General features: G+C 35.8%; 8 protein-coding genes. 1 reads left to right on the forward strand and 7 read right to left on the reverse strand.

What is annotated here, in order from left to right; genetic code table 11:
- Position 1: 1 nt before the first annotated feature.
- Genes FAF07_RS01015 through FAF07_RS01030 form a run of 4 tightly spaced genes read right to left on the reverse strand, consistent with a single transcriptional unit; the run spans position 2 to position 11313 of the window.
- Complete coding sequence (locus FAF07_RS01015; protein WP_142783342.1) at positions 2-3655, reverse strand: phage tail protein; 3654 nt, start codon at positions 3653-3655, stop codon at positions 2-4.
- Positions 3656-3684: 29 nt separating this feature from the next.
- Positions 3685-6678: a hypothetical protein gene (locus tag FAF07_RS01020; RefSeq protein WP_142783343.1), complete on the reverse strand. Its 2994-nt coding sequence runs from the start codon at positions 6676-6678 to the stop codon at positions 3685-3687.
- Positions 6679-6682: 4 nt separating this feature from the next.
- The gene (locus tag FAF07_RS01025; RefSeq protein ID WP_142783344.1) at positions 6683-7558 is read right to left on the reverse strand and encodes a hypothetical protein; all 876 of its coding nucleotides are present in this window, start codon (positions 7556-7558) and stop codon (positions 6683-6685) included.
- Positions 7555-11313, reverse strand: a complete 3759-nt coding sequence (locus FAF07_RS01030) for a phage tail tape measure protein (protein ID WP_142783345.1) — start codon at positions 11311-11313, stop codon at positions 7555-7557. The genes FAF07_RS01025 and FAF07_RS01030 overlap by 4 nt, the downstream gene beginning before the upstream one ends.
- An 85-nt stretch (positions 11314-11398) precedes the next feature.
- On the opposite strand from FAF07_RS01030, the gene FAF07_RS01035 reads away from it, so the two are divergent.
- On the forward strand, positions 11399-11851 hold the full coding sequence (locus FAF07_RS01035; protein WP_142783346.1) for a hypothetical protein: 453 nt from the start codon (positions 11399-11401) through the stop codon (positions 11849-11851).
- Positions 11852-11949: 98 nt separating this feature from the next.
- On the opposite strand, the gene FAF07_RS01040 is transcribed toward FAF07_RS01035, so the two are convergent.
- The 3 genes from FAF07_RS01040 to FAF07_RS01050 all read right to left on the reverse strand — a co-directional run bounded on the left by FAF07_RS01040 (position 11950) and on the right by FAF07_RS01050 (position 13403).
- On the reverse strand, positions 11950-12147 hold the full coding sequence (locus FAF07_RS01040; protein ID WP_142783347.1) for a hypothetical protein: 198 nt from the start codon (positions 12145-12147) through the stop codon (positions 11950-11952).
- A 50-nt stretch (positions 12148-12197) separates the two neighbouring features.
- Positions 12198-12767: a hypothetical protein gene (locus tag FAF07_RS01045; protein WP_142783348.1), complete on the reverse strand. Its 570-nt coding sequence runs from the start codon at positions 12765-12767 to the stop codon at positions 12198-12200.
- 165 nt (positions 12768-12932) lie between these two features.
- Positions 12933-13403: a hypothetical protein gene (locus tag FAF07_RS01050; RefSeq protein ID WP_142783349.1), complete on the reverse strand. Its 471-nt coding sequence runs from the start codon at positions 13401-13403 to the stop codon at positions 12933-12935.
- Between the last annotated feature and the right edge of the window lie 30 nt (positions 13404-13433).

Below are 13433 nucleotides of genomic sequence, written 5' to 3' on the forward strand. Positions count from 1 at the left end.
ATTAAACTGTCAATATAACATTCGCACACCAGTAAGTACCGTCGTATACAAGAATTGCTAGCCTGCCATCATTGATGGATATTGATGAAACGTTAGTTGTTGTTAATAAATCTATACCATTGCCCTGAATCAGAACCCCGCCATTAATACGCTTAATATAAATTACTCTTCCAATATACCTGTTAGATGTAGGCAGGTAAATATTTGTAGTTCCTGTATTATAACAAGAGATATAATCTTCTGAACCTGATACATAATGACTAGATCCAGTTATTGTTTTTACATTAATGAAAAACCCGTAGGATTTTAATCCAAAAAACAAACCCCCATAACTAGGCGCGGGGTCACTTGATGAATTTGAGGCCATGCCCACAACTCCACATATTGCATTGTTGCTTGAGTATGCCGTTCTGTCCAATTTACCATTTCCAAGCCCAACGACTGATCCTTTAATTTCAATTCCAGAACTGGCAGGCAACGCTTGAGTTCCTGCGAAGTTTGCAAAGACCCCCTCACTGTCTACATATGAAACTCCTGAATTTTGGAACGAATCTCCAGTATGCCTAGCTTCTATCCTCCCATTTGCACTATCTAACTCTAAAGTGTGCTCGTATGTTCTTGTGCCCCCTGAACCGGTATAGGTCGTTATAGGGCTTATCAATGTTAGTTTTCCGTTTGTACCATCTAATTGTGCCCTAGGACTTCCATTATATTCGGCCTGTGAGGTGATTTTACCGTTTTGGATTATCCAATCAGCAATATTGGCATTTTCTGATAATAATGTATTGGTTGCAACGCTTTCAAACTGAGCTCCAAAACTTTCCCAATTAGAAGCTGACCACGCCAGCGCAACTCCATCTGTTCCATTATATATATAATATACATCGTCGGTATATTTAACCACATCCCTTCGCTTATCGTTGTTATAATAAACTTCCGAAGCGGAGAACAAACCCCTAAAAACAATGCTCGGACCTGTTTGTCCATCAGATCCATTAACACCATCTACACCATCGGCACCATCGGCACCATTGTCTCCCTTAAATTTTGACCAAGTATAATCTGTTTTATCAGTGCTTTCGGTAGCGGTGGTTTTGTTGACCGCTATACCAATATAAAGCGTACTGGCCGTTGGTATGTCGTATAATCCAGTACCATCTGCGCTATCGGAATATTTAACCCAAGTGTAAGTGGTTTGTCCATCTGCTCCAGCTGGGCCTGGAACTCCTTCTCCTGATAGCAAAGCCCAAGTATAATCACCTGGCGTATTGCTTTCTAAGGGACTGGTTTTGTTATAGGCAAAACCTATAAAAGTTTTTCCGGTTGGGTCATTTGTTATTCCGGTACCGTTAACATCATCTGCGTAACGTATCCATGTATAAGTTGGTTGTCCGTCCGCTCCGTCCACTCCTTGAATGCCCTGTGGCCCTTGAGCACCATCAAGACCATCCGCTCCGTCCTCGCCTTTATCTACATATAGCTCATAATACGTGGGATTTGGTGGAGCTGTTCCAACTATAGTTGAAAGTGTATGATAAACAACACCATTATAGGTGAACGTATCTCCCTCATTATAGGTTGTTCCTATATTAAAAAGACCCCTATAATTGGTTATGTTTATGGGTACTCCTGCGGATGTCTGTATAACACTTCCCTTAATGGTCAGTTTATTGGGATTGGTAACGTTCCAATCCAAACTGCTGTTGCTGTCACCTATAAAAAATTGACCTGTATCTAAATCAAAGTAATTTATGCCATCAACTGATTGCACCCTTCCCGTAGTTATAAATTTACCATTTATGGTTGTCTGTCCATAGGTAAGGCTGATACCTCTAACGCCGTTTTGAGCAGAATGGATCACGCCTATAAGAAAGTAATAATAAGTAGATCCTGTGTCTACCTTATATTGTATTGAGGTGGACAAAAAATCCCCCGTAGTTCCACTTCTATTGCATCTGGCATATATGTAGTAATACTGATTTAAATCTGCATGTGTTTTAACGGCGCCAGTTAGTGACCATTCTTTTATCGTGTCCTCTATTTGAAAATGAACCAAGACTCCATTGCCTATATTTGTTTTATTGGGATCCGATTGATAATTTGCCTCAATTAACAATTCACGAATCAAGAACTGTTGACTTTTGCTTCCTACGGTAAGCATATTGGTCTCGATGCTCAATGGCCGTATATTTCCTGTGTCAAAATACCCATCAGGATCAAATACAGAATCCCGTAGCTCGTCAATATTTCTTAAATTTCTGCGTATCCTGTTATAATGAACGGTTCTATCATACCTTTCAATAGTTATGTTATCATCTAATTCACCTAGGCCTCCTAAAACTTTTGTAATATAATTTACGGTTAATTTATCGCCTACCTTAATCGAATATATATAAGGGTTCGATAAACTTTGGGTAATATTTAATATCCTCGTTTGATATTCGATTTCAAAATCATCATCCTTGACGGTCACCAAATCCCCTACATTTAATTGAATAAGATTTTCTCTTAAATATGGGGGGTGGGGCAATATGGAATAAATAACGTTAGGCTTGCTGTTTAAATTAATATATTCTGTCGCTTTGACGAGTAATTCAGCCTCTGCATTATTTATGTAAATTTGAGGCATAATAATATCGTGCAGCACATATTCATCTCCAATATTGGGTTTAAGTGTTGCGTTTGGCAATACCAATCCGTTCTCATCTTCATAAGATATAATCTCGAACTGTTTTAAAGAACTATTATAATTAAGGATTTCAAAATCATATCCCGCTAAATCCCCGGTATTGAATGTCACCTTTGCTTTTACCCCCGGCATCAGCTGGTCGTTTAAATTAAAATCAATACCAGAATCAATAAATATAAATTCATCAGGACCTAACGACGTAATTGTGCCCTCTCTATGTGGATAGATATCATCAAATGTCACTACACCTTCAATAGCCCCAAACAAACCAGTGTTCTGTTCAATGGGATTGATCTTTAATCGTTTACTGCCATAATCATTTGTAATGTTTCGCTCTCCCCCAAAAGCATACAATCGTGTTACCAAGCTTGTGTCTGATATTTTTTGTCGTTCAATATGTCTTAATCCTTGTTTAAACTGAAATACTAGAGCGGTGTCAACACCGATTTTGTCAACAAAATTAATAGTGGTGCCATCTGTTGAAAATTCAAATTCTTTACCAAATTCACTTGCAATTTGTTGAAGCACCAACAAACAATTAGAATTAGAAAAGTTTAAGTTTTTAACATCTGTTGCGGGTACGGTACCTAATTGGTAAAAAGATTCTCCTGCAAGCCTATTAAGGTTTACCACAAGCAGGTTTGCAAATTTTTGTAGATCGCCCAACAAAAAGAACTCTCCTTGACTATCCAATAAATATACAGCATTTAGTAATCTATAGATATCACTACCAAATTCAAGGTTGTACTGAATTTGATTGGTTTGAATCTTTTTAACAGAAGGCTGTTTAAAAATTGTATATTTCTTCCCTCTCCAATTTATATAATCGCCTATCTTAAATTCATAATAATGCTCTAAGGTAAAATTAGATTGTACAACATCTTCCCCTTGTAATTCTTGTTTTAGCTGTGTGTTGTTATCAATTTCTAAAGATAATAACTCGTATATGCCCCTGTATATTATCATATTAATATTTCTTGAGTGCTTTAACCTTTTTAATTAAATGCTGTGCCGTTCCAATGTTCAACAGTAAGAGTTTCTGTGTTTTTATATTCTGCTAATAATTTTATTTCAGTATAATTATTAAGTCCACCTATAGTTGGTCTTTGAGACGTTGTGCCAGATTTACCACCTGTGTAAACTTTTCTAAATTGTGTGTCTGTAGGTATGTACATAATGACATCATTTGCTCCTGGAGGTGTCACAAAAGAGAATGTACTGCCTGTGAGAGTATAGTCTGTTGTCAACACCTGTAAACTATTGTTTACCAATAGTTGATACCCTGCTGCTGGAATTCCTGTAACCGTCCAATCTGTTTCTGTGCCAGTAAATGTTGCGCTAGGTGCTGTTTGTGCAAAATCTTCACGCATAATATAAAATTCATCACTTGAATAAGCATCGCCATTTTCTCCAAACCAATCAACTATAAGAGTAGAAGTTAAATTAGAATTACCTACCTCGTCGTGTCTTACAACAATTCTATAACTATTATTACCTGTTCTCGGATTTACGCTTTCTGTTGGATCTGAAGAATACCAACCATTTTCAACTGCTCCTTGATTTTCGTTACTATTTCTATAAGAAGGTGTGTCTGTTGATAACCATGTTTCACTTACTCCAGCGCCTTGAGCTGATGAATTATTAGTGATTATTTTTAAAAAAGCACTAACTCTTGGTACATGAATGACATAAGCTTCATCTCCGTCAATAGTGTTTGGCTTAGCATTAAATCTCGTGTTCGCTCCAAATGAATGAACACCCCATTTACCATAACTTCCATAGTTAGAGTCAATGATATTATCAAATTCCCTTGTACTTTCGTCAACATCTATAGACCCATAACTTCCATATTTTGACAATGTTTGAGCGTCGATGCTCCAAGTGTTGTCAATAACACTTTTAAGAGCTTTGGTCACTCCTAATGTAGCCATAGAACCGCTTGTACTTACCACGTTTATAAAGTGGTTACCTTTTACTTCCGCGCCTTCTACATCCACATAAAGTCTACCTAAAGTGACACCTGTATTGGCAAAATTAGGATTATCAGTAAACACCTTAACAAAGTTGTCTTTAATAATTGTTCTTCTATGAAAACCATTAGAGAAATAATCGCCTACATCGGTAATGTTTAGAGGATTAAAACTTGTCTCTTCAACCATTGGAGGATAACCTCCAGTTCCTTGTTGGGTGTCTGGATAATTTGTAAAATACATCTTATTTCCAGTAATATGAGCTCCACCTGCTCTGGCATCTATTGTGCCATTATAAAATTTATTATCTACAATCGTAGCATTACCAGTCGTTTCTTCAACAGAATCCTGCGGTGAATAGTAGCCGTCGTTTATGAATATACAATCTCGAACGGTAGTGTTTATTGACCCCCAATGGTCTTGCAAGCCACCACCAAAATTACTGTCAAACGTAACCCTAATAAATGAAACGTTCCATTGTCCTCTATTAGCCTTATCAACTATACTACTGTTGCTCGATTCCATGTCTACTCCAGAACTTGTGCTATGGGTCATGTATCTACCATAAGCTAAGCCTGTACCAGAACCTACTCCAGTCGAAATGAATGTTTCGCCTACTGTAGGTGTTCCAGAAGCGCCTATCGAAGTCCAGTTTGTATCACCTAAAGAATAGATAGTATATTGATGTGCAGGTTGAATTTGAAATGCTTCATGCATACCAAGAACCTTTCCCGTATGTGAAAATTCACAATCATAAAATGTGATGTCTGAATGACCAACATTTGCGAGCCCTGTTCTATAATTATATAAAGCCTTGCAATTTTTAAATGAGCCTCCTAAACCCGCATCTACACCAGATGAAGTTCCAAGAACAAAGCCATCCATAACACAATATTGTGCGGTTACATTTTCAAATTGTGGGTTTTTACAAGATTTAATAGCAAATCCATGTTGTGAGTTTTTAGATGAAACTCCAGTCATATACATATTTCGTTGGAATATATTTCCATCGTATGTTAAATCTTTAACTACTAGATTGTCACAATAACTAAATGCAAATCCCCTGTTATCAAGAACATTTGTTTGGTTTGGGTTTGCTTTAATGGTTGCACCGTTTCCTAATATTGTTAAGTTTGTATAATTAGAAAATTCAAAACCTTGCAACTCGCCTACATAATTGCTTCCGCTATCTGGAACAACATCTGTAAAATCACCATCAGATATACCCAAGAACGGATTTGTAGTATAGCCATAATCCGGATTAGTACCATCACCTTGCATCATTCTTGCTTTTGGTGGTACAGAAATAATACCTCCTGTCAATGGTGTCACAGACATTGCATTTTGTACAGCTTTATGGTCTGATAGCGCTCCATTTAAAGTTGCTGGATAAACAGTATTATCAACTAGATGTTCATTTTTATTAGGGCCAAACCATTCTATATATACTATTTTATCAAGGCACTCTCCAGTGATAGTTCCGCTCTGGTCAAAATACACAGCGTTCGGGTTTCCGTCTGTCCTAAAATTTCCCAAATTAATAGAAGTGAAATTGGTTAATTTGCCACCCCCGTCTTTTAGTGTGATGTTGTAAGCGGAAAGATCTATAACAGCACCAGCACAATCTATATCGGCTTGTAGTTCCCATATTCTATTGGCATTAGTACTTTGGTCTCCAGTAATATCGCTAATGTCATTAACGATATAAATATTAGGGTTCGTACTTCCCCCTCCACCAGACGGCCCTTGTGGCCCTTCTGGTCCAACCAAAGATGCTAACCAAGTAGCTTCATCACCCACATAGCCATTTGCAACAGCTACTTCGTATGCGCTATCCCCATCGGCACCTGCAGCTCCACCACTTAGCTCAACAGCCTTAACTTTGGTTGCTAACTCATCTACAGAATTATAACCAGCTTGTGATGATTTTGTTCTGTCGTCCAATTCTTTAATCAACTCAGCACCTTCTGCTGCCGAATATTGATTATTGTTCCATTCTCTTATCGTTTTTTGTACCATAATATTATCTTTGAAAAATTCCTGTTTTAAATAAATTGTATTCGAAAAGTGATTCTTTTATTTTTTTCTGATTTCCGTTAAAGAACAGGGTTGAACCGAATAAAGAATCCGTAAAAAGACCAACCTGACTAAAAATGTTTAGGTATATAGTAAATTGAATTTTCTCTTTCTCAATTTTTACTGAAAACCCATCTGTTATAAAACATTTATAATCAACACTTTTATAGACCACTTGTCTAAAATCACTTTGTGACAGTAGTTTTTTTAATCTGTTTATATTGTTTATATAATCATCAGATTTTAGCATATGACACTTGATCTCGATGTTTTTAAATGTCCTAAAATCTGTTAATTGTTTTTGAGGCGTGCTCGTTGTAATACGAGATTGCTTTAAGGTGGCAATATTATCGTTAAGCTTAACGATCTCGGTTAACACCTTAAAGTCTGAGAATAGACTATATCCATCTATAGTTAAATATAATCCGCCAACGGCCGCGGGAATTGCACCTATAAACATCGGTTCTTCTTCAACAAAAACAAGTCTATAGACTACATTCAAGTCATTAAAGTGCTTTAATTTATTGACCTCTTTTAGTTTTACATTAAAAGTTCCGAATTCATTAGTTATAGGAAAAAAACCAACTATAGAACTCAATTCATTTACCGATTGATTAAATGTTTTTAATGTTAAGCGATTATCGAAAAAAACATCAATTTTAAATTCCCTGCTTTTCCAAAATAAATCATCTTCATGTACAAGTGGCTCAATATATTCGCCCCAATCATAAAATGTTTCTCCTAACCTTGAGGGCATATCAAGAAACCCATAAAAATTTATAGGTATAAATCCATAATCACTATATGGTTTACCGTTTATCATCCTGTCAACCCTTTAGATTCAAATTGAGAGATAGCCGTTTCTATATTAGACATCTTAATATCAATGCTTTCCAGATACCTGTTGTAGGTTGTATTTTGAACGATTTCGGATAAATAGAGCGAGCTTTGTTGCGCTATTTGAATACCGTTTGATACATCTATTCTAATGCTGTTAAGTGTGCCTGCCAATATATTAGCCGTATCTTCTGTGATTGTAGAAATTGCCCCGGACAAGCCTTTCCTGCTTGAATCATCACTTCCCAATGCGCCTATTCCAGATTCCTCTAATATTTGATTGATGGCGTCCAAATCGCTTTCTGCCCCGTTAATCATTTGAGCGTATAGGTTGCGCAACGACTCAATTTCCTCTGCCGTATAATTACTATCTGATCCTGCATCGGCAAAGGCATCATAAAACTTCTCTATCTCTTTCTCTAAATATTTAATTTGAAACGCCTGCAATAATGCGTCCTGCATTAGATCTTTAAAATCGTCCGCAAAATCTGCAACGCTTCGCTTGCCCTCTTTTAATCCTGAAATGATGCTATCAACAATGGTTTGTTCTGTGGTACCTGTATATAGCTCGTCGAGCTGCTCTCTTAATTCTTGAGCCTTGCGCCTAGCGTCTTCTGCTTTTTGCTCAAACTCTTCGAGCTTTGCAGGATCCGTTCCGCTTCCTTTACCTTTTTTACCAATTCTTACTCCTAAGAATTTAACTTCCTTACGCGCTGCAAGCTCTGCCTCGGTTGCTAATTTGGTCTGTTCTTCGAGGTCTTTTAAATCTTCAATAGCTTGCTTTCTGCCTGTGACCCTATCTTTACCAACACTTTGAGAAATTACATAGTCTAATTTATCGATAGCTTTTTCCAAGTCTTTTATAGCCGCTTCAAATTTTGGTGTATCTGAATCTATTTCAACTGTTATAGCAGAATTTAGGACTTTTAAACCCCCACTAATAATATCTAAAGGATTGCCAGATGCTATCCCTTTAGCAATATCTCCAGCACCTTGAGCAACTCCTGCTAATTGATCTAGTAGTTGCCCCATATCCTCGTCACCAAACTTTTTAAATAAGGATGATGCCTCTGATAAAACCCCTGAAACTTCTTGAAAAGTACCAGAAATGTTATTTCCTATTTGTTCCCCGGCAGACTGAATATTGCTTTCGGCCTCGGCTGCTTCTTTAGATCCTTTTTTGGCTACTTTAAGCTTTTTTTGCCAATATTTTATATACGCCCTAAGCGCTTTATTGTTTAAATCGCCTAGGCTACGGGTAAGGTTTTCATATAGGTTTTGCTCTTCGTTAACAGCTCTGTTTGCAATATCCAATTCTTTACGCTTTGCATCGATCTTAGCTTGAAGTATATCCCTTTCAGATTGAGTTATAGCAGCTTTACGCTTTTCTTCCAATTGCTTTATCTGTCTTTCAATTGCATTTATTGAAGTGGTATCAATTTTAACATCCTCTACAGTAGGATTAGGTTTTAAAGCGCTAACGGCTTTTTGTATTTCTCTAGGCTTAAGATTTAGATTATTTTGTGATGCAGTATCTACAATAGCTTTCTTTTTCGCTTCGTTTTCTTGAAACTCTTTTAACTGGCTTCTTAAGTACTCAGTAAAATTTGCACCTTGTTTTAAAAGCGTTTCAAACTCTTTATCTGCGGCTTCTTTCCCTAATTGAGCAACATAGTTATTGTAACTATCGTATTGTTTTTTTCGCTCTTTTAAATCATCCTCAAAACGCTCGATATCTGTTCTATCATCATCACTTGAGCCAGATGGATTTGGTTTAAAATTGAAAAAGGCTTCACGTTTTTTGGCGGCTTCTTTAATTTCCTTATTTTCTGAGGCCAAGTAATCCTTAAGTATGTTTTTATTTGATTTGTACTGCTCGGCCGTTACATTACCAATCTTTTCAAGATCAGTTATTATCTTAATTCTGTTTTTATAAGCAGTCTCTACATCTTCAAACCCTGAATCTTTAAACTGTGAAATATCCTGTTCTTTTGAAGCTGCATTAATCCTTCTTATGGCTTCCTCCCTACCTTCGGCACGCTTAAGGTCTAGTTTTAGGGCTTTTTCATTTTTTTGGAGTATTTCATCAACTATAGATGTTTGTGTAATTAATTCTTTATTTAGTTTTTTTTCATTTTCTACCAAATAAAATAATTGCTGACCTAATTTGCTAAATCCAGTTCCAGTTCCTAATCCTTTTATAGCAGTAATACCTAAAGATTTTTCTCCTTCATCTATTTGTTTTCTAACATCCTTAAAAATTTCTTCATTAGGTAATGAATAATCAATATTTATTTTTAATCCTTTATTATCAGCTACTTGTTGAATTTTAGAAAGTTGATCATTAATTTCACTTTGTACATCTTCGATTTTAATTTCAATATTACCTTGCTTTTCAAGTTCTTTTTGAAAATCTTGTTGACGTTGAGCAAACTTATAGCGTGTTTTATAGGCTTCATTTACTTTATCCAAAATGCCTAGCAACTCTGTATTTGTTACTTTTTCAGCATCTACACCTTTTAAAAATTCAGGGTATTCTTTTATAATATCTTGAATCAGTTTTTTACGCTCATCACTCTCTTCATTTAATCTGCCTAATTGCGTTTTTAATTCAAATACTTTTAATCGTTGGTCATCAAAACTTTTCTTTAGTTTTTCACTATCCGCTAGGGTGTCATCAAACAAACCGTTTAAAGCTCCAGCGATATCATTACTCATATCAAGAACTGCATCTCCAACGCCTTTTGTGGTGGCTTTAATTCTATTACTAAATATCTCCCATTGATTAGCATTTGTAGAAGTTATCGTTTTAAAAGACCTATCCACACTTCCTGCAGCATCTTTCATCGCTTCCAAATCATCAGCAGCGCCTTGCATATTTGGTCCAGCAATACCTATAATAGCGTTAACAGCTTCTATTCTACCTGCTAGCTCCTTTAGTTTGTTTTGGCTACCATCTGCTTGTTCAAATAGTTTTTGAAGTCCTTCCTGGAGTGACAATGTTTTAAATGCGCCATCTCCCAATACTTCATTTGCGGCAATAACAGCCGAACGTATTTGTGTCATAGCTACACTTGCGGGAACACCCTGTTTTGTAAGTGTAGAAATTGCGGCACCTATTTCTTGAAATGAGATATTGCTTGATGCCGCTAAAGGTGCTACGGTTGCAATTTGACTTGAAAGTTCTTCAAAAGATATCTTACCACGGTCAACGGTCGCAAACATAATATCTGCGACTTCCTGAGCATCTTGGGTGGTTAATTTGAATGCATTTAAAATAGTAGTTAAACCATCAGCGGCAACCGCAGTTTCAGTAACACCAGCAGTAGCAGATTTAGAAGCTATTTCTAAAATGTTTAAAGCATCTCCAGCTTCAAAGCCAGCACCTATAATTTCATAAAGACCATTTGCTAATTTATCAGGCGGTTCGGTGCCCAAACGCTTATAAATATCAAAAACGTTTTTTTGGAGCTTGCTAAATTCTTTTTCAGAAACATTGGCAATGGTCTTAACTTCGGCCATAGCAGATTCAAAACTCTCGGCCATTTTATAGCCCTCATTAGCTATAATGGTAAATGCGCCAACTGCAGCAACTGCTAAAGCAGCAAACGGGTTTATCTTAGATATACCACTTGCCATGCTCTGTATAATATTTACAGCATCTAATTTACCACGTTGTAAACCACTGTTATCTATTGCCGTAGCAAAAAACAATGAATTATCTCCACTAACCACACCCATGAAAAAAGACTTTTTTTAAAAGTATTTGGTTGCTCGCTCTTAAAGAATTAATTTGCGGTCTGGTTTCGGTAGTTTCTCTAAGTTTATGTTTAAGCTCATTATAGGTAAAAGCTCATCAAGAATGTTTCAAAAGGCAGTCCATACAGCTTTGTTTTTGGGTGGCACTATTGAGGGCGATAAAATAATCGTAGTTGTAAATGAAGATATGAAGGCCTACCAAAAGCTATTCCCATTATTTAGATTAAATGTTTTAAGCTGGAAAAACACAAGGGCTTATTGTGATGGTAAAAAAGTAAATCCTTATCGGTTTATGTTGAAAATGGACCAGCAAAGACAAACCTTTTACGCTCAAGTTTTAGAGCAAATTGATGACGGCCATTTATTTGATGAAACCGAACCGTTTTTGTATTACAAAAGAGAAGGCAATAGATTCTATTTTCAAGGGATTGATACCCGCTTCCATCTTGATTTTAAAGACAGAGTGTTATTTGATTTTGTGGATAAATACAATGTTGGTGATATTGTTTATTTTGAGTAGAAATGAACTGTAAAATAATACTTGACAGTTCAAAAAAAAAGACACACCCGTCGATGCGCCTTCATTGTCAATTTTAAAAATAACTACAAAATGAATAGTTATGCTTTTACCAATTGGTAATCTTTTATGACAGTTTCAATGTTTGTTTGAAATGTTATCTCTTCGTTTTTTAATGTTACAGCAATTATATAATCTTGTGGAGACTCTATATTAGAACAACTTATATCTATAATCTCAAAAACTTCATCTTTAAGTTTTCGTTTTTGATTGATATGTACTTCTGCAAAATAACCCATGAAGCAAATATAAGCTGATTGCTTATATTTTTATTGAGGTTAACCGTAATCTAAATAATAATAGTATGTGAATTTTGTGAATTTTCAACCTGAACCTTATCATGAGCCATGACACAACTATAAGTCTCTGCTTTTACATTTGAATTGTCCCAAGCTTCAACCTTTGAAAAATCTTTGGCAGTAACCCTGCAATTATGAAACACATCAGCTGCACAGTTTTTTAATTCAATTTCAGTATCATTAAAACCTGTAACAAAGGAACTATCAAAAGCTTTGCATTTTGCGTTATCAAAAAGAATAATTCTACTATGGCCAACGGCTTCAATTTCAACATCTTTTAAGCCAATAGCAAAACCATTATTTATGTTTACGGATCCTTTATAAAATATATTGTTTTCGGATAATTTTTCCTCAGAGAACCATTCTATGAGTTCATCGGTTGTGATGCTTCCAGTATTAATTGTCCATTCTATGTTATCAATAAGTAATTCCCAGCAATCAGATTCATTAAAATTAAGGTGCAATTTCTTAAGCTTTAACCAAAATCCTTTACAAAGTGTGTTCTCTGAAAAGTTAGCTTCTTTTAATCGTTCAAAAAAGATGTTGAATTTAGTTTCCATGTTTTGCTAGTATATCAAATAATGTTTTTGGCTCTTTTTCTTTTTCGCGCTCTTCTTTGGTTTTTACTTTTGGCACCGATGCCGATAATAGAATTAAATTCTGAAAGGAAATTTGTCTAAAAACAAAATCGAATGTGTAATTATAATAATTAGAAACGCTCCCTATTAATTGGTAGGGGTTGAATCGTTTTTCGGGTTCATCATCATCGGATTGCTGGTGCTTGCAATTTGGAAAGAGTTCAAAAAAAAATCAGTCTGTAATTTTAGAACACTTTCATAGAACAGCATGTACAGCTCTTTAGCTGTTACGTTGTTCAAAATAAACGAAACATACCAATCCGGATAATCATCTTGTTTTCCATGTGCAAGAATAGAAAATACCTGAGCCATTTCGGAACGGTACCTTACAGCTTCATCAATATTTAAATCTTTAGATTCTCTAATATCCTCAGGGATGCCCATAACTATTGAAGCGCATTTTGATAACACTTCTAAAGTTGGAGGTTTTACAGTAAACTTTAAGGTTTGTTTTCCCTTTAAATCATCTGGGAGCATTGATGCATCTTTAACATCAATAGTATACGTTGTTGGCTTTTCTATCAAAGCCTTGAGTATGTCTTGCTTCTGTTTGTCCATATTCTAAAAAAAGGGTTTCTTAAATTCATA

Source organism: Changchengzhania lutea, assembly GCF_006974145.1.
GTDB classification, from domain to species: domain Bacteria; phylum Bacteroidota; class Bacteroidia; order Flavobacteriales; family Flavobacteriaceae; genus Changchengzhania; species Changchengzhania lutea.

What these genes read in the sequence shown, in the direction of transcription:
- FAF07_RS01045 (WP_142783348.1), bottom strand. Translation starts at nt 12,767, where the DNA reads ATGGAAACTAAATTCAACATCTTTTTTGAACGATTAAAAGAAGCTAAC.
- FAF07_RS01050 (WP_142783349.1), bottom strand. Translation starts at nt 13,403, where the DNA reads ATGGACAAACAGAAGCAAGACATACTCAAGGCTTTGATAGAAAAGCCA.
- FAF07_RS01035 (WP_142783346.1), top strand. Translation starts at nt 11,399, where the DNA reads ATGTTTAAGCTCATTATAGGTAAAAGCTCATCAAGAATGTTTCAAAAG.
- FAF07_RS01030 (WP_142783345.1), bottom strand. Translation starts at nt 11,313, where the DNA reads ATGGGTGTGGTTAGTGGAGATAATTCATTGTTTTTTGCTACGGCAATA.
- FAF07_RS01025 (WP_142783344.1), bottom strand. Translation starts at nt 7,558, where the DNA reads ATGATAAACGGTAAACCATATAGTGATTATGGATTTATACCTATAAAT.
- FAF07_RS01015 (WP_142783342.1), bottom strand. Translation starts at nt 3,655, where the DNA reads ATGATAATATACAGGGGCATATACGAGTTATTATCTTTAGAAATTGAT.
- FAF07_RS01040 (WP_142783347.1), bottom strand. Translation starts at nt 12,147, where the DNA reads ATGGGTTATTTTGCAGAAGTACATATCAATCAAAAACGAAAACTTAAA.
- FAF07_RS01020 (WP_142783343.1), bottom strand. Translation starts at nt 6,678, where the DNA reads ATGGTACAAAAAACGATAAGAGAATGGAACAATAATCAATATTCGGCA.